Raw genomic sequence first — 16,422 nt, 5'->3', positions numbered from 1 at the left:
CTTCGGGTAGCAGAGCGTATAGCGGGTCCCTGCGCTGGGGCAATAGGCCGTCAGGTCCCGAATCGACACCGGCAGGGCCATTTTGGAGACTCGTGAACCACTCGGGCTCTTGGATTCCCCTGGATTGCCCCGATTGGCCGGATCCTGCGGCGTCAGACGATGTGGAAGTACCAGAGGGCCAGGTAGGCGGTGGCGCCGAGGAAGGCGATGAGGGTCAGGAGGACGAGCCAGCCGGCGGCGGCTTCGAAGACGCCGGGGCGGGCGGATTCGCCGGTGGCGGCGGCGACGGGCTCCCAGACGGCCTGGTCGATGATCCGCATGGGGGCGATGGCTTTTGCAGGCGGATACCAGGCGCGGGGCTGGACCTGGAGCGCGGTGCGGTTGGCGGCCTGGAGGCGCCCGCGCCGGTTGTACGAGAAGACGGCCACATCGGACTCGTCCGCGAGGGCCGCGAGGTCGTCGTCCAGGGGCATCGTGGTGTACAGGCGCCGCTTGCGGTCGGGGGAGCCGGTGCCGACGATCATGGGGACGTCCTCGGCGGTGACCGGCAGGCCCGGGGCCTTGACCGCCGCCACGGTCCGGGAGGACTCGACGGCAGCCTCCCACTGGGGCACCGGCAGGTAGTCGCCGTCGGTCTTGTCGAGGTGCCGCAGGTGCGCCTGGACCAAGCTGAGGAGTGCGTACGTCTGCGGCGGCACGTCGGACGGCATGTTCATGAAGTGAAGTGTCACATACGCCCGCGCCGGTCGCACCTGTCCGCGGCCGGGAGTGACCGGTTCAGAACGCCTCGATCTGGGCGCCCAGGAGCTGGAGCCGCTCGGCGAGGTGCTCGTAGCCGCGGTGGATGACGTTGACGTGCCGCAGCTCCGAGGTCCCCTGCGCGCGCAGCATCCCCAGCAGGAGCACCACGGCGGGCCGCAGCGCGGGCGGGCACACGACCTCGGCGCCGGTCCACGCGGCGGGCCCGGCGACCTGGATGCGGTGCGGGTCGAGCAGGCGCACGCGCGCGCCGAGCCGGTTGAGCTCGGTCAGGTAGATCGCGCGGTTCTCGTACACCCAGTCGTGGATCATCGTGGAGCCCTCCGCGCACGAGGCGATGAGCGCGAAGAACGGCAGGTTGTCGATGTTCAGCCCCGGGAACGGCATCGGGTGGATCTTGTCCATCGGCGCCCGCAGGCGCGAGGGGTGCACGGTCAGGTCGGTGAGCCTGGTGCGCCCGTTCTCGGCGAGGTACTCGGGGCCCTTCGCGTACTCCAGGCCCATCTCCTCGGCGAGCGCGAGCTCGATCTCGGTGAACTCGATGGGGACGCGGCGGACGGTGATCTCGGATTCGGTCACGATCGCGGCGGCGACGAGGCTCCACGCCTCGATGGGGTCCTCGGAGGGGGCGTAGTCGACGTCGGCGTCGATGTCCTCGCGGCCGTGGACGGTGACGGTGGTGGTGCCGACGCCGTCGACGCGGATGCCGAGGTGCTCCAGGAAGAAGCACAGGTCCTGGACCATGTAGTTGCAGGAGGCGTTGCGGATGACGGTGACGGCGGGGAAGCGGGCGGCGGCCATGATGGCGTTCTCGGTGACGGTGTCGCCGCGCTCGGTCAGGACGATGGTGCCGGGCGGGTCGACGCGGTCCTTGACGGTGGCGCGGTAGACGCCGCCGGAGGTCTCGACGGCGAGGCCGAAGCGGCGCAGGGCGACCATGTGCGGTTCGACGGTGCGGTCGCCGAGCTCGCACCCGCCCGCGAAGGGCAGTTCGAACTCGGGGTGGTCGTGCAGGAGCGGGCCGAGGAACATGATGATCGAGCGGGTGCGGCGGGCGGCGTCGGTGTCGAGGCGGGTGAGGTCGAGGCGCTCGGGCGGGGTGAGGCGCAGGTCCTGGCCGATCCACTCGTGGTGGACGCCCATGGAGTCGAGGACGCGGAGGATGCGGTTGACCTCCTCGATGCGGGCGACCTTGCGGAGGGTGGTGGTGCCGCGGTTGAGCAGGCTCGCGCACAGCAGGGCGACGCAGGCGTTCTTGGAGGTCTTGACGTCGATCGCGCCCGACAGGAGGGTGCCGCCGTGGACGCGCAGGTGCCTGGGCGCGTCGCCCGCGCCGTTGCAGCGGCTGGTACGCGTGTGTGCTCCCGTGGCGGCGTAGTCGAACATGCGGTCAGCGTAACGGAGGTGAGTGTCCGAATAGGGGCGTTCGTGTGCGAACGGTCCTCGGTTCAGGCGACGGGATTGATGCCTTCGGCGGCGCGGATGCGCTCGTCGAGCAGCTCCATGACCGCGGCGACGGAGGGCCGGCGGGCGCCGCCGCGGAGCGTCACGGCCCGGAAGTGCCGGTAGGGCGTGTAGGGGCCGCCGATGGGGACACGCACGAGGTCGAGGTGGTGGGGGAGGTCGACCAGGCGCGGGATGAGGGCGACGCCCATGCGGTGGTCGACCATGACGGCGATGACGGGCCATTCGCGGGCCTCGCCGGTGACGGTGGGCCGGAATCCGGCGTTGGAGCAGGCGGTGAGGACGTGGCGGCGGTGGATCGACCCGGGGACGCCGATGATCCACGGTTCGCGTTCGAGGTCGCGCAGGTCGGCCTTGTCTGCGCCCGCGACCCAGTGGTCTGCGGGCACGACCAGGTCGAACGGGTCGTTGAAGACCGTCTGGGAGTCGAAGCGGATGTCCTCGGGCGGCGGGTTGTCGGGGGTGGCCTCGACCAGGGCCAGGTCGGCGTCCCCGGAGAACAGCAGGTCGAAGCTCTCCGACGCCTCGGCTTCGCGCAGGCGCAGTTCGAGGCTGGGGTACCGGTCGCGGGCGGCGTCGACCAGCGGCGCCAGGAGCGTGGCGATGGCGGTGGGGAACCCGCACAGGCGCAGCAGCCCGGACGGCTCGCCCTCGGTGGCCTGGAGCTCGGCTTCGGCGAGGCGCCACATCGCCTCGATGGCGTCGATGTGCGCGATGAGGATCTGCGCGGCCGACGACAGGCGCACGCCGCGCCCGACGGGTTCGAGCAGGGGCACGCCGAGGTCCTTGGAGAGCAGCCGGATCTGCTGGGACGCCGCCGAGGTCGACATGTGGAGGGCCTTGGCGGCGCCGGAGACCGTCCCGTGGTGGGCGATGGCCCGCAGGACGTGCAGTCGGCGGAGGTCGATCACCGTGTGTCCCCAATCGCTTTAGCTACAGCTTCACGATGAGTTTCGCAAACCATCGTCACCGAAGTGTTGTAGCCCGGACGAATGGGACTCTAACCTCGATGATGAGCGTGATGCCGGCGTCCAGTGCCGGCGGGTGGGCGCTCGATCCGAACCTGATTCCGATGCCTTGTGAGGAGGACACGGTCATGCCTTGCTGCCCGTACTGCGGTTGGCCCGACGACGATCCGGTGACGACCGTGTCCCGGCACCGGAGCGCCGCGGGCGCGACGGTGTGGACGCGGTGCATCTGCGGGTCGCTCCAGACCCGGGTGCAGCGCGGCGCCGCGTCGGTGGTCTGCGCGCGGAGCAGACCGGCGGCCGATCCGGCCGCGACCCTGTAGCACCCCGCACTCCCTTCCAGCAATACCTGCGCGCGCCCGGCACGGGCGCGGGCCCCTTCCTGCCTGCCTTCGTCCCGAAAAAGGGTTTCCAATGCACGACTTCGACATCCGCATCATGTTCCAGATCATCGGCGCGCTCCTCTACATCACGAACTTCCTGCTCCTCCAGACCCACCGCATCCACGCGACCAAGCCCGCGTCGCTGCTGCTGGTCATCTCGGCCTGCTCGATCCTGCTGACCGCGGCGATCATCGGCCGCGACTGGGGCCTGATCCTGCTCGAAGGGACCTGGCTGGTCCTCGTCAGCTCCACGTTCGCCATCCGCCAGCGCGAGACGCGGCGGCGCCTGGTGCTGGAGCGGGAGGCGGTGGACTCGGCGGTCGCGGTGGTGCGCGAGGCGCCGGTGCCGGCGGTCGTGGAGGCCGTGGAGCCGGTGGCGGTTCCTGTGGCGCGGGAGCGCGAACTGGCGGGCGCGGCCGCGTAGTGCGCAGGGCCGGTTAGGCTCTGGGCGTGGCTATCCGAGTGCTCATCGCAGACGATCAGGAGATGGTCCGGGCGGGGTTCCGGGCCATCATCGACGCGCAGCCGGATATGGAGGTGGTCGCGGACGCCCCTGACGGCGTGGTGGCGGTGGCGCAGGCGCGGCGGTTGCAGCCGGACGTGTGCCTGTTCGACATCCGGATGCCGCGTCTGGACGGGCTGGAGGCGACGCGGACGCTGCTGGCGGGTCAGAACGGTGCGGGTCCGCGGGTGGTGGTGGTGACGACGTTCGACACGGACGAGTACGTGTACGGGGCGCTGCGGTCGGGTGCGACGGGGTTCCTGCTGAAGGACTCGGGTCCGACGCTGCTGGTGGAGGCGGTGCGTGCGGCCGCTTCGGGTGAGTCGCTGGTGTCGCCGTCGGTGACGGTGCGGCTGTTGGAGCGGTTGAGCGAGCCGGTGAAGGACGGTGCGGCGGCGGTCGGTGTTTTGACCGAGCGGGAGCTGGACGTGGTGGAGCTGGTGGCGCGGGGGAAGACGAACGCGGAGATCGCGGGGACGTTGTTCGTGTCGGTGTCGACGGTGAAGACGCATCTGGAGGCGGTGCGGGCGAAGCTGCCAGCGCGGAACCGGGTGGAGATCGCGGCGTGGGCGTGGGAGCACGGCGTCGTCGGGTGACGCGGGGGTGCTGATGCGTGGGCTTGCGGTGGGGTCGTCGGTGACCGAGACGGTGGTGAACCGGTCGCGGTTCGTGTGCTCGCTGTTCCGGGTGGGCTCGGAGGGCGAGGCGCGGGAGCGGATCGCGGCGCACCGGCGGGAGTTCTGGGAGGCGACGCACAACTGCACGGCGTACGTGCTCGACGGGGGCCGGATCGCGCGGTCGAACGACGACGGGGAGCCGGCGGGGACCGCGGGCCTGCCGATGCTGGAGGTCCTGCGCGGCCGGGACCTGACCGACACGCTCGCGGTGGTGACGCGGTATTTCGGCGGGGTGAAGCTCGGCGCGGGTGGCCTGGTGCGCGCCTACAGCGGCGCCGTCTCGGCTGCCGTCGACGCGGCGGGCGTGGTGGAGCTGGCGGTGTGGCCGCGACTGCTGGTGCGCGTCGACTACGGGGTCGCCGGGAGCCTGGAGGGCCTGCTGCGGCTGCGGGAGGACGTGCGGCTCGCCCAGGTGTCGTTCACGGACGTGGTGACGTTCGACCTGGCGTGCGCGGACGCGGAGCTGCTGGCGGCGTGGGTGGCGGGGCAGTCGGCGGGCGCGGCGGAGATAGAGCCCGCGGGGTCGGTGCGCGTGGAGCTGTAGGATCCGTGTTGTGACCGATAACAGTTTCCCGAACCCGTTCATTCTGGAGCGCGCGGACCCGCAGATCCTGCGGCACGGCGGCCGCTACTTCTTCACGGCCACGGTCCCGGCGTACGACCGGATCGTCCTGCGCGGCGCCGACACCCTCGACGGCCTGCGGACCGCCGCGGAGACCACCATCTGGGTGCGGCACCCGGAGGGCGCGATGGGATCGCACATCTGGGCGCCGGAGCTGCACCGGGTCGGGGACGGCTGGTACGTGTACTTCGCGGCGGGCGAGGCCGCCACGGCCACCGGCGACGTGTGGAAGATCCGCATGTACGTGCTGGAGAACCTGAACGACGACCCGCTGACCGGCGAGTGGACCGAGAAGGGGCGGATCGCCACCCCGGTCGACTCGTTCTCCCTCGACGCGACCACGTTCGCGCATGGCGGCACCCAGTACCTGTGCTGGGCCCAGCACGACCCGGAGCTCAAGGGCTCCAACACGAGCCTGTACCTCGCCGCGCTCGCGAACCCCTGGACCCTCGCCGGGGACCCGGTCGAGATCTCCCGCCCCGAGCTGGACTGGGAGACGGTCCGGTTCGCGGTCAACGAGGGCCCGTACGCGCTCGTGCGCAACGGGAAGGTCTTCATCACCTACTCCGCCTCCGGGACGGGCGCGGAGTACTGCGTGGGCCTGCTGTCGGCCGACGCCGACGCGGACCTCCTCGACCCCGCCTCGTGGTCCAAGAGCCCGGTCCCGGTGTTCACCACGAACGCGGCGAACGGGATCTACGGCCCCGGCCACAACGCGTTCACCACCGCCGAGGACGGGACCGACCTCCTGGTCTTCCACGCCCGCGCCTACGAGGAGATCACCGGCGACCCCCTCGACAACCCGGACCGGCACTGCCGGATCCAGCCCTTCGGGTGGCGCGCGGACGGCACGCCCGACTTCGGCGAGCCCCTCCCCGAATCCTGACGCGGCTAGGCCGGTCGGCCGAGGCGCCGGGGGTCCTTTCCGGACTACGGTGAGGGTCCAAACCCCTGGAGGTGCCATGAAAGCCGTCGTCCAGGACCGGTTCGGGCCGCCCGAGCAAGTCCTCCGCGTCACCGACATCGACCGCCCCGAGCCCGGACCCGGCGAGGTCCTCGTCCGGCTGCGGGCCACCAGCGTCAACACGCCCGACTGGATCGCGGTCGCGGGCGTCCCGTACGTGCTGCGCCTCTCGGCCCGCGCGAAAGGGGCCGTGCGCGGCACCGACGTCGCCGGGACCGTCGCGGCCCTCGGCGAGGGCGTGACCGGCTTCGCCGTCGGGGACGCGGTCTTCGGTACGAAGTGGGGCTCGGGGTTCGCCACGGCGGGCACGTTCGCCGAGTACACCGCCACCGCCGCCGACCGGCTCCTCCCCAAACCCGCATCGATCTCCTTCACCGACGCGGCCGCCGCGGTCATGTCCGGGCTCACCGCCCACGCGGCCATGACCAAGTCCTTCACGGCCGCACCCGGGACACGGGTGCTCATCAACGGCGCCTCCGGCGGGGTCGGCACGTTCGCCGTCCAGATCGCCAAGCACCTCGGCGCGCACGTCACCGCCGTCTGCGGCCCGAAGAACCTCGACCTCGTGCGCGGCCTCGGCGCCGACGACGCGATCGACTACACCACCACCGACTTCACCGCCGGCACCGCACGCTACGACGCGATCCTCGACAACGTCCTCAACCACCCGCCGCGCCGCGCCTTCCGCGCGCTCGCGCCCGGCGGCGTCTACCTGCCCAACAGCATCGGCAACACCGGCGGCCTGGCCGCCGGGCTCGCGAAGATGGCCGGCGCAACCCTCCTGGGCGCGATGGGCCGCGCGAACGTGCGCTCCGTGGACGGGAACTTCACGCCCGAGCGCCTCGCGGCCGTCGCCGACCTCATCACCACCGGCGCCGTCACACCCGTCATCGACCGCGCCTACCCCCTCGACGAGGTCCCGGCAGCGGTCGCCCGCATGTACGCCCACCACGCCCGCGGCAACATCGTCATCACCATCGACTAGCGGACAGGCGGGGACTCAGTCCCCGGTGTCGCGGCGCAGCCGCTTGGTCTCGCCGCGGCGCCGCTTGTCCTCCAAGCGCCGACGCTTCTGCCCCTTCGAGGGCTTCGTGGCCCGCCTGGCCGGCGGCGGCGCGGCGATGGCCCGGCGCAGCAGCTCACCGAGCCGCTCGGCGGCGGCCTCCCGGTTGCGCAGCTGCGACCGGAACTCCGAGGCGGCGATCACCACCGTCCCCTCCACCAGCCGCGAGGCGAGCCGCGCCAGCGCCCGCTCCCGCAGCGCCTCCGGGAACACCTTCGATGCGGCGAGGTCGAAGACGAGCTCGACGCGCGAGTCGGTGGTGTTGACGCCCTGGCCCCCGGGGCCCGAGGATCGCGAGAACCGCCAGCGCAGCTCGGCGTCGGGGATCTCGTACTGGGCGGTGACGGTGACTGGCATGGCGTGCTTTCACGTTTCGAGTGCGGTGCGGGCCCAGCGGACGAGCATCGCGAAGACCGGGCGGCGCCGCTCCAGGACCTCGGCGTCCGCGGCGGCGTCGTAGTTCGCGCTGGCGAGGCCGCGTCCTTCGGCGAGGCGCCGGAGCATCATCGGAGCGAGCCAACAGTACTTGGCGGCGCCCGCGGCGGCGACGGCTTTTCGCGTCCCCACCTCGTCGCGGTGCCCAGTTTCGGCGAGGCCTGCGAGGTAGGCGCCCGTGAGTGCGTCCTCCGCTTCGGCCAGGAGCGCGACGTCCTGGTGGCCGTCGAGGAACGTGTCCGGGATCAGGTTGGCGAGGTCCTCGCCGATCGCGCCGGTCCCGGTGAACGACCAGTCGAGGAGGACGAACTCGCCGCCGGGGCGCCGGTAGAGGTTCATCGGCCACACGTCGAGGTGGCACACCGTCTGCGGGGCGGCCTCGGCGATGGCGAAGAGGTCGCCGCGTCGCTCCCATATGGTCCGCAGGCCCCGGCGCAGGTCCGCGGGCCAGTGCGCGGCGGCGGCCGGGTGGTCCCAGTCGAGGGGCCCGAGCTCATGGCGTCCGGCGTAGGAGCGCAGGAACCGGCGGGAATGCCACGGGAGCACCTCCCGGGAACGGGCCTGGACGGCGCCGAGGCGGCGGGCGAACTCGGCGAGCCCGTCCACGCCGAGGCTAGTGCCCGGGGTGCCCTCGACGTGTTCGAGCCACAGCTCGACGCTCCCGTCGGGGCGGTCCCCGGCCGCGAGCAGCGCGGGCGCGCCGATCCCGGCGTCCCGCCCGTACTCGCCTGCGAACCCGCTGGTGTAGGCGATCGGTTCGCGGCGCCAGTAGTTCCAGTGCCGCGGGTCAGGGGAGGCCGGCCAGTCGGCGCGGCCGTCCCCGGCCGGGGTCAGATGCTTGAGGACGGCGGCCCCGCCGGGCCCGGTGACGGTCCAGATCCCGCCGGTGGCCTGGTTCCCGGTGTTGTGCGCCAGCGCGCCCCGCTCGCGCACGGGCGCGCCGACGGGGGAGTGGCGGGGGTCTGCGAGCACCCGGTGGATTCTGCCATGGGCGCCTAGCGGCGGTCGGAGAAGTCCTCCACGGCCATGACGACGGTCCCGGTCTCGTCGGAGGCGTCGAGGTCCACGGTGAACAGCATGGACCAGTCGCGGTCGGCGGCCGGGTCGTCGATCGTCTGGCGCACCGACCAGGTGCGGCCTTCCTTGGCGATCTCCAGGAGGTCGGCGCCGCGGGCGGGCCCGGCGGTGCCGATGTCGTCGTGGGCCGCGAAGTACGCCTCCAGGGCCGCGTCCCACTTCGAGGCCGGCCAGCCGGTCTCCAGGGCGGCGAGGGCTTCGGGGCGGTCGGCGGCGGCGAGCTCGACGTGGCGGAACGCGGCGTTGCGCACGGCGATGGTGAACGCCCGCTCGTTGTCGGTGAACGCGCGCGCGGGGCGGCCGGTGTCGATGTCCTCGTCGTCGGCGGGGTTGGTCAGCTGCTCCCACTCGTTGATGAGCGAGGAGTCGGTCTGGCGGATCGTCTCCCCGAGCCACGCGGTGAGGTCGTCGACCTCGGCGCCGCCGGTGTCCTCCGGGAGCGTCTGCACCAGCGCCTTGTACGCGCTCGACAGGTACCGCAGGAGGAGCCCTTCGGCGCGGGGGAGGCCGTAGAGGGCGATGTACTCCCCGAACGTCAGCCGGCCCTCCCAGATCTCGCGGAGGATCGACTTCGGCTCCAACTGGTAGTCCGCGGCCCACGGGTGGCTGGTGCGGTACGCGGCGAACGCCTCGTCGAGGAGTTCGGCGAGGGGCTTGGGGTAGTCGACCTCGGCGTCTTCGAGCTGGTTCATGCGGTCGTAGTAGTCCAGGCCCTCGGCCTTCATCGCGTTGATGGCCTCGCCTTTGGCCTTGTTCCGCTGCGCGGCCAGGATCTGCCCCGGGCCCTCCAGCGTGGCCTCGATGATGGAGACGACGTCCATCGGGTACGTCTCCGACTCGGCGTCCAGGAGTTCCAGGGCGGCCAGCGCGAACGGCGCGAGCGGCTGGTTGAGCGCGAAGTGGTCGGGCAGGTCCACCGTGAGCTTCACGGAGCCGCCGTCGATGACGATGATCCCCGCGTCCCGCAGCGTCCGGGCGATGGTGAGCGCGGTGCGGGCCATCTTCAACTGGGTCGCCCGGTCGGCGTGGGAGTCCTCGATGAGGGTGCGCACGTGGGTGAAGGTGTCGCCGCCGCGGCCGAGGAGGTTGATGAGCATCGCGTGGGTCATGCGCATCCGCGACGTCAACGGCTCCGGCGGGGCCTCGGAGAGGCCCAGGAAGGTCTCCTCGGACCAGCCGACGAACCCCTCGGGGGGCTTCTTCTTCGCCATCTTCTTGCGCTTCTTCGGGTCGAGCCCGAACTTCTGCTGGGCCTTCTCGTTCTCGATGACGTGCTCGGGGGCCTGGCAGACCACGAACCCCTCGGTGTCGAACCCGGCCCTGCCCGCGCGTCCGGCGATCTGGTGGAACTCGCGGGCCCGCAGGCGCCTGGTCCGGCGCCCGTCGTACTTCGTGAGCCCGGTGAACACGACGGTGCGGATGGGCACGTTGATGCCGACGCCGAGCGTGTCGGTCCCGCAGATGACCTTGAGCAGGCCCTGCTGCGCGAGGCGCTCGACGAGCCGCCGGTACTTGGGGAGCATCCCGGCGTGGTGGACGCCGATCCCGGACCTGACGAGCCGGGCGAGGGTCTGCCCGAACTTCGTGGTGAACCGGAACCCGCCCAGCGCCGCAGCGATGGCGGCCTTCTGGTCCTTGTCGACCAGGCTCAGCGACGCGAGGGCCTGCGCGGTCTCCAGGGCCGCGGCCTGCGTGAAGTGCACGATGTAGGCGGGGGCCTTCTCGTTCTTGACGAGGACTTCCACGGTCTCGTGCAACGGGGTCTTGCGGTAGTCGTAGTGCAGCGGGACCGGCCGGGTCGCCGACGCCACCAGGGCGGTCTCGCGGCCGGTGCGGCGGGTGAGGTCGGCCTCGAAGAACGCCGTGTCCCCGAGGGTCGCGGACATGAGCGTGAACTGGGCGCGGTGCAGCTCCAGCAGGGGCACCTGCCACGCCCAGCCGCGGTCGGGTTCGGCGTAGAAGTGGAACTCGTCGGCCACGACCGAGTCGCAGTCCAGGGCGGCGCCTTCGCGCAGCGCCAGGTTCGCGAGGATCTCCGCGGTGCAGCAGATCAGCGGCGCGTCGGGGTTGACGGCGGCGTCGCCGGTGAGCATCCCCACGTTCTCGTGCCCGAACTGCTCGCACAGTTCGAAGAACTTCTCCGACACCAGGGCCTTGATCGGCGCGGTGTAGAACGACGTGCGCTGGTTCGCGAGCGCGTTGAAGTGCGCGGCGGCGGCGATGAGCGACTTGCCCGACCCGGTGGGGGTCGCGACGATGACGTTCTGGCCCGTGCAGATCGCCAGGAGGGCCTCCTCCTGGTGCTCGTAGAGGACGATCCCGGCGTCCTCGGCCCACTGGGCGAAGGCGGCGTAGACGTCGTCGGGTTCGGGACGGTCAGAGTCGGGCAGGTAGTCGATGAGGCTCACGTGTACCAATGGTGCCCGCCCGCCCGGTGCGTCCGCCAGCGGGGCCCTGCTAGTGGTCGTACGTGACCAGGACCGGCGCGTGGTCCGACCAGCGCTGGTCGTGCGTCGCGGCCCGGTCGACCCACGCCTTGGTGGCCTTCGCCGCCAGGCCCGCCGTCGCCACGTGCAGGTCGATGCGCCAGCCCGCGTCGTTGTCGAACGCCCGCCCCCGGTACGACCACCACGAATAGGGCCCCTCGACCCCCGGATGCAAGGCCCGGACCACGTCGACGAACCCGCGCGTTGCATACACGTCCGTCAGCCACGCCCGCTCCTCGGGCAGGAACCCCGCGGTCTTCTTGTTCGCCTTCCAGTTCTTCAGATCGGCTTCGGCGTGCGCGATGTTCCAGTCCCCGCACACCAGGTACTCCCGGCCCGCGCCGACGGCGCGCTTCCCGGTCTCGGTGAGGTAGTCGGCGAAGACGGCCATGAACCGCTCCTTCTCCTCCTGCCGGGGCGTGTCCGTCTCACCCGACGGCAGATACAAGGACGCCACCGTCAGCCCGGGCAGGTCGACCTCGGCGTACCGCCCGGACCCGTCGAACTCCTTGGACCCGAACCCGATCCGCACCGCCTCCGGCTCGTCCCGCGTGAGGACCGCCACCCCGGCGCGGCCCTTCGCCGTCAGCGACGGCGCCACCACCCAGTGCCAGCCGCCCGCCGCGGCCGCATCCGCGGGGATCTGCGTGTCGTCCGCGCGGACCTCCTGGAGGAGCACCACGTCCGCCTCCACGTTCGCGAGCCATTCGACCAGGCCCTTCTTCGCGGCGGCCCGGACTCCGTTGACATTGGCGGTGGCGATGGTGCGCATGCGCCCACCCTAACGCGCCGCCCCGACATCCACCGGCACCGCCGCGGCACCCCGCCCCCGCGCTCCGGGAGGCGCCCGGCGGAAGCGCGGGCACCCCATACACTCGACGGCATGACACAGGCGAGGGAACGTGCGCGCATCCGGTGGGCGCGATGGGCCGCAGCGGCCTTGGCCGCCCTGACGGCGGCACTCGCCCTCCCCGGCACCGCCCACGCGGCCGAGCCCGAAGCCGACGGCGTCGTCATCGTCGGCGTCCCCGGCCTCGCCTGGTCCGACCTCGACCCCGACGCGACCCCGAACCTGTGGGACCTCGCCGGGACCGGCGCCTCCGCCGCCATGAGCGTGCGCACCCTCGGCTCCTGGACCTGCCCCGAAGCCGGATGGCTCTCCCTGGGCGCCGGCGAGCGCGCCGGCGGCGTCGCCCCCCGCGACGCCCAGTGCGAAGCCCAATCCGCGCTGCCCTCGCCCGGCGACACCGGCGACGGCTGGGCCGTCGAGGACTGGGACGCGTTCATCGACGTCAACTCCGCCTACAACTACGGCGCCCGCCTCGGATCCCTCGCCGACGCCCTCGCCGAAGCCGCCCTCGCCCAGGAGACGGCCGCCGCCGAAGCCGAAGCGGACGGCGAACCCGCCCCCGAACCCAACCCCGGGTCCTGCGTCGCCGGGATCGGCGACGGCGCCGCGCTCGCCGCCGCCGACACCGAAGGCCGCATCACCTACTGGGCGCCCGGCCTCGACTCCCTCCCCGACGCGATGGCCGCGTGCGACGTCGTCATCGTCGACCCCGGCGTCGTCATCGGCGACACCGCCGACAACGCCCCCGACACCTCCACCGACTACGACCAGCTCGGCGAGGACGACACCGAAGTCGGCACCGACGCGACCAGCGCCGCCGACGACCCCGGCGAGATCGAACCCGAGACCGACCCCGTCCGCGCCGGGGCCGCGAAGGCCGCCGACACCGCCATCGGCCAGGTCCGCGAAGCCCTCCCCGACTCGTGGCGGCTCATCGTCGCCGGCGTCGCCGACGCCGCCGCGCCCGGCTCCCTCCACCCCGTCCTCTACTCCGGGCCCGGCATCGAACCCGGCGGCCTCACCTCCCGCACCACCGGCCGCGACGGCTACATCCAGCTCACCGACCTGACCGCGACCGCGCTCGCCGTCGTCGGCGCCGACATCCCCGCCACCGTCGCCGGCGCCCCCGTCACCGTCCTCGCCGACCCCGACCACACCGCCGCCGCAGCGGTCGCCCGCGGGTCCGACGAGACCGCCGCGTCCGCCGCGAACGCCGACGTCTCACCGAACTTCTACTGGACGCTCTCCTTCGTCGGCGTCGCCGTCATGCTCCTGGCCGCCCACCTCGTCGTCGGCCCCGACCGGTTCCGGCGCACCGCCCGCACCGTCTGCATCGCGTTCTCCGCCGTCCCCGTCGCCGGAATCGCCGCCGGCATCCCCCCGTGGTGGCGCGCCGACCACCCCAAGCTCGCGTTCTGGGGCCTCATCCTCGCCGGGGCCGCCGTCCTCACCATCGCCGCGTCCCTCCCGTGGACGCGCACCGGCATCCGGCCCGTCCTCGTCATCGCCGGCGCCGCCGCCGCCCTCATCGCCGTCGACCAGGTCTCCGGCGCCACCTGGCCCCTGCACACCCCCATGGGCTACACCGCCCAAGCCGGCGCCCGCTTCACCGGCCTGGGCAACTACGCGTTCAGCGTCTTCGCCGCCGCAGTCATCCTCCTCGTCTGCTTCATCCCCTGGCGAGGACGCATGCGCCTGTGGGGCCCCGTCGCGCTCGGCGTCTGCTCCGTGGTCATCGTCGGCGCCCCCATGCTCGGCCGCGACATGGGCGGCACCCTCACCCTCGTCGCCGCCGGAATCCTCTGCTGCCTGAAACTGTGGGGCAAGCGCCTGTCCCTCGGCGCCGTCCTCGCCGCCGGCGCCATCGCCTTCGGCGTGTTCGCCGTCGCCGGCATCCTCGACTACCTGCGCCCCGAAGAGGACCAGACCCACCTGGGCCGGTTCGTCGGCTCCGTCCTCGACGGCACCGCCGCCCAGATCCTCATCCGCAAGGCCTCCGCCGCCTGGGGCACCGTCGGCCAGTCCATGACCTGGATCACCCTCGCCGCGGTCATCGCCGCGATCATCATCTGGCGCAAACGCGCCCCCATCCGCACCGACGCCGTCGCCGCCGCCGTCGTCGGCCTCACCGCCGTCGCCGCCATCGGCGGCCTCGTCAACGACTCCGGCATGTCCGTCCCCGGCTTCACCGCCGCCCTCGGCTTCGGACTCCTCGCCGTCGCCGTCGGCCCCCGCCGCGACACCCCCGCGACCCTTGAAACGGAACCGGTCGCGACCGCGCCCGCCGCGACCCAGTAGACACCCGCGCACCCCCGGTCCGCCCGGTCACGCACCGCAGCCGGGTAGGGTGAGGCCCATGCGCGTGGCGACCTGGAACATCAACTCGCTCAAAGCCCGCCTCGACCGGGTCCTGGCCTGGATCGAGACCGCCGGAGCCGACGTGGTGTGCCTCCAAGAGCTCAAATGCGCCACCGCCGACGTCCCCGTCGACGCGTTCGCCGCCGCCGGATACGAGACCGCCGCCTGGGGCTCCGGCCGCTGGAACGGCGTCGCCATCCTCTCCCGCGTCGGCCTCGCCGACGTCCGCCAGGGCATCACCGGGCAGCCGCAGTTCGCCGACGCCGCCGAAGCCCGCGCCATCACCGCCACCTGCGGGCCCGTGCGCGTCCAGTCCCTGTACATCCCCAACGGCCGCGACACCGCCGACCCGCACTTCCCCTACAAGCTCGCGTTCCTCAAGGCCCTCGCCGCCGACGCCGCCGCCGACGCGACCGGGGACCTCCCCTTCGCGGCCATGGGCGACTTCAACATCTGCCCCACCGACGACGACATCTGGGACGTCGCCGAATGGACCGGCACCACCCACATCACCGCCGACGAGCGCGACGCGCTCGCCGCCGTCCAGGCCGCAGGCCTGGAGGACGTGTTCCCCCGGGCCCTCAAATACGACCGGCCCTTCACGTTCTGGGACTACCGCAACCTCGACTTCCCCAAGAACCGCGGCCTGCGCATCGACCTCGCGCTGGCCAACCCGGCGTTCAAGGACGCCGTCACCGACGCCTACGTCGACCGCAACGAACGCAAAGGCAAAGGCGCCTCCGACCACGCCCCGCTCGTGGTCGACCTCGACCTGTAAACCCACGCGCGGCCACCCCACCCGTACGCGAGCCGCGCCCGATCCGGGAAGGGCTGACCTCCACCCGTGCGCAACAAGATCCTCTCCGCGCTCCTGCTCGTCGCGCTCCTCGCGCTGATCCCCGCCCCGGCCGCGGCCGAACCGGACGAGGAGACCCTCGAAGCCGACCTCACCGAGGCCATCGCCGCCGTCAACGACGCGCAGGCCGCCGTCGACGAGGCCAACGCGCGCGCCGCCGAACTGGAGACGCAGATCGCCGACACGCAGGCCCGCTTCGACGCCCTGCGCGCCGACCTCGACGAGTACGCGCTGTTCCTGTACACCGAGGGCGACCTCCAGCAGACCAACGCGATCCTGTCCTCCGACGACACCCGCGACCTCATCGACGCGATGACCTACACCGGGTTCCTCGGCAACGAGCGGGCCGCGCTCCTGGGCGAGGCCGGGGACCTCCTCGAACAGCTCGAAGCCGAGCAGGCCGCGCACGCGGCCGAGCTCGAAGACGCCGCGGCGGCCCTCAAGGACGCCGAGGACGCCCAAGCCGACCTCGAAGAGCAGCTCGAAGAGCTGCGCGCCGAGGAGGCCGCCGGTCCCGGCGGCGACGGCGGCGCCCCCGGCGCGGGCGAGTACACCGGCGGCGACGGCGGCTGCACCGAGGACGACCCGACCACCTCCGGGTGCCTGACCCCCCGCACCCTGAACATGTACTACGAGACCAAGGACGCCGGGTTCGACCACTACGTGTCCTGCTACCGCTCCGGCGGCTCCGGCGAGCACCCGCTCGGGCGCGCCTGCGACTGGGCCGCGAACGCCTCCGGTTTCCAGGACGAGGACGCGTCGGGCTCGGACAAGGACTACGGCGACCGGCTCGCCGCCTGGTACGTCAACAACGCCTCGAACCTCGGCGTGGAGTACGTCATCTGGTACCGCCAGTTCTGGTCCCCGGGCGGGGGCTGGCGCTCCTACTCCGGCGGCAACGGCGACCCCGCCTCCGACCACACCAACCACGTCCACGTCTCGATGCAGTAGCGACCGG

Annotated in this window: 15 protein-coding genes and 1 pseudogene; 9 read left to right on the top strand and 7 right to left on the bottom strand. The window is 72.3% G+C overall.

Annotated features, from left to right (window positions below; genetic code table 11):
- Nucleotides 1–152: 152 nt before the first annotated feature.
- The 3 genes and pseudogenes from WA640_RS13265 to WA640_RS13255 all read right to left on the bottom strand — a co-directional run bounded on the left by WA640_RS13265 (nt 153) and on the right by WA640_RS13255 (nt 3,134).
- Nucleotides 153–716 (bottom strand): hypothetical protein, encoded by a 564-nt coding sequence (locus tag WA640_RS13265; protein WP_106365647.1) that lies wholly within the window; start codon nt 714–716, stop codon nt 153–155.
- A 61-nt stretch (nt 717–777) separates the two neighbouring features.
- Nucleotides 778–2,079: pseudogene (locus WA640_RS13260) on the bottom strand (UDP-N-acetylglucosamine 1-carboxyvinyltransferase); the annotation flags it as partial.
- Nucleotides 2,080–2,207: 128 nt separating this feature from the next.
- On the bottom strand, nt 2,208–3,134 hold the full coding sequence (locus tag WA640_RS13255; RefSeq protein ID WP_106365649.1) for a LysR family transcriptional regulator: 927 nt from the start codon (nt 3,132–3,134) through the stop codon (nt 2,208–2,210).
- A gap of 227 nt (nt 3,135–3,361) precedes the next feature.
- Between WA640_RS13255 and WA640_RS13250 the strand changes: the two genes are divergently transcribed.
- The 6 genes from WA640_RS13250 to WA640_RS13225 all read left to right on the top strand — a co-directional run bounded on the left by WA640_RS13250 (nt 3,362) and on the right by WA640_RS13225 (nt 7,324).
- Nucleotides 3,362–3,514: a hypothetical protein gene (locus WA640_RS13250; RefSeq protein WP_335988160.1), complete on the top strand. Its 153-nt coding sequence runs from the start codon at nt 3,362–3,364 to the stop codon at nt 3,512–3,514.
- Between the two features lie 91 nt (nt 3,515–3,605).
- Entirely contained in the window at nt 3,606–3,998 is a 393-nt protein-coding gene (locus WA640_RS13245) for a hypothetical protein (protein ID WP_106365650.1), read from the top strand.
- Between the two features lie 26 nt (nt 3,999–4,024).
- Nucleotides 4,025–4,672, top strand: coding sequence for a response regulator transcription factor (locus tag WA640_RS13240; protein ID WP_335988157.1), 648 nt, complete (start codon nt 4,025–4,027; stop codon nt 4,670–4,672).
- 13 nt (nt 4,673–4,685) lie between these two features.
- Nucleotides 4,686–5,297: an IMPACT family protein gene (locus tag WA640_RS13235; protein WP_442904740.1), complete on the top strand. Its 612-nt coding sequence runs from the start codon at nt 4,686–4,688 to the stop codon at nt 5,295–5,297.
- Between the two features lie 10 nt (nt 5,298–5,307).
- Nucleotides 5,308–6,261, top strand: coding sequence for a glycoside hydrolase family 43 protein (locus WA640_RS13230; RefSeq protein WP_335988155.1), 954 nt, complete (start codon nt 5,308–5,310; stop codon nt 6,259–6,261).
- Between the two features lie 76 nt (nt 6,262–6,337).
- Nucleotides 6,338–7,324, top strand: coding sequence for an NAD(P)-dependent alcohol dehydrogenase (locus tag WA640_RS13225; protein ID WP_335988154.1), 987 nt, complete (start codon nt 6,338–6,340; stop codon nt 7,322–7,324).
- A gap of 15 nt (nt 7,325–7,339) precedes the next feature.
- On the opposite strand, the gene arfB is transcribed toward WA640_RS13225, so the two are convergent.
- The 4 genes from arfB to WA640_RS13205 are packed head-to-tail and all read right to left on the bottom strand — an operon-like array spanning nt 7,340 to nt 12,172.
- Complete coding sequence (arfB, locus tag WA640_RS13220; protein WP_442904739.1) at nt 7,340–7,759, bottom strand: alternative ribosome rescue aminoacyl-tRNA hydrolase ArfB; 420 nt, start codon at nt 7,757–7,759, stop codon at nt 7,340–7,342.
- A 9-nt stretch (nt 7,760–7,768) separates the two neighbouring features.
- On the bottom strand, nt 7,769–8,809 hold the full coding sequence (locus WA640_RS13215) for a phosphotransferase family protein (protein ID WP_335988153.1): 1,041 nt from the start codon (nt 8,807–8,809) through the stop codon (nt 7,769–7,771).
- Between the two features lie 23 nt (nt 8,810–8,832).
- Complete coding sequence (locus WA640_RS13210; RefSeq protein WP_335988152.1) at nt 8,833–11,322, bottom strand: DEAD/DEAH box helicase; 2,490 nt, start codon at nt 11,320–11,322, stop codon at nt 8,833–8,835.
- Between the two features lie 49 nt (nt 11,323–11,371).
- On the bottom strand, nt 11,372–12,172 hold the full coding sequence (locus WA640_RS13205) for an exodeoxyribonuclease III (RefSeq protein WP_335988151.1): 801 nt from the start codon (nt 12,170–12,172) through the stop codon (nt 11,372–11,374).
- A 111-nt stretch (nt 12,173–12,283) separates the two neighbouring features.
- Between WA640_RS13205 and WA640_RS13200 the strand changes: the two genes are divergently transcribed.
- From WA640_RS13200 to WA640_RS13190, 3 genes are all read left to right on the top strand, one after another.
- Complete coding sequence (locus WA640_RS13200; protein WP_335988150.1) at nt 12,284–14,548, top strand: hypothetical protein; 2,265 nt, start codon at nt 12,284–12,286, stop codon at nt 14,546–14,548.
- Nucleotides 14,549–14,606: 58 nt separating this feature from the next.
- Nucleotides 14,607–15,386 (top strand): exodeoxyribonuclease III, encoded by a 780-nt coding sequence (locus WA640_RS13195; protein WP_106365659.1) that lies wholly within the window; start codon nt 14,607–14,609, stop codon nt 15,384–15,386.
- A gap of 66 nt (nt 15,387–15,452) precedes the next feature.
- Nucleotides 15,453–16,415: a coiled-coil domain-containing protein gene (locus tag WA640_RS13190; protein WP_335988148.1), complete on the top strand. Its 963-nt coding sequence runs from the start codon at nt 15,453–15,455 to the stop codon at nt 16,413–16,415.
- The last annotated feature ends 7 nt before the right edge of the window (nt 16,416–16,422 follow it).

Source organism: Glycomyces sp. MUSA5-2 (assembly GCF_037034145.1).
Classification (GTDB): Bacteria; Actinomycetota; Actinomycetes; order Mycobacteriales; family Micromonosporaceae; genus Glycomyces; species Glycomyces artemisiae.
Note: the sequence above shows the minus strand (reverse complement) of the source record. Positions and strands in the feature narration are given on the sequence as shown.

Coding starts and splice junctions, on each gene's coding strand:
- WA640_RS13225 (WP_335988154.1), top strand. CDS start 6,338: ATGAAAGCCGTCGTCCAGGACCGGTTCGGGCCGCCCGAGCAAGTCCTC.
- WA640_RS13200 (WP_335988150.1), top strand. CDS start 12,284: ATGACACAGGCGAGGGAACGTGCGCGCATCCGGTGGGCGCGATGGGCC.
- WA640_RS13265 (WP_106365647.1), bottom strand. CDS start 716: ATGAACATGCCGTCCGACGTGCCGCCGCAGACGTACGCACTCCTCAGC.
- arfB (WP_442904739.1), bottom strand. CDS start 7,759: ATGCCAGTCACCGTCACCGCCCAGTACGAGATCCCCGACGCCGAGCTG.
- WA640_RS13235 (WP_442904740.1), top strand. CDS start 4,686: ATGCGTGGGCTTGCGGTGGGGTCGTCGGTGACCGAGACGGTGGTGAAC.
- WA640_RS13205 (WP_335988151.1), bottom strand. CDS start 12,172: ATGCGCACCATCGCCACCGCCAATGTCAACGGAGTCCGGGCCGCCGCG.
- WA640_RS13195 (WP_106365659.1), top strand. CDS start 14,607: ATGCGCGTGGCGACCTGGAACATCAACTCGCTCAAAGCCCGCCTCGAC.
- WA640_RS13245 (WP_106365650.1), top strand. CDS start 3,606: ATGCACGACTTCGACATCCGCATCATGTTCCAGATCATCGGCGCGCTC.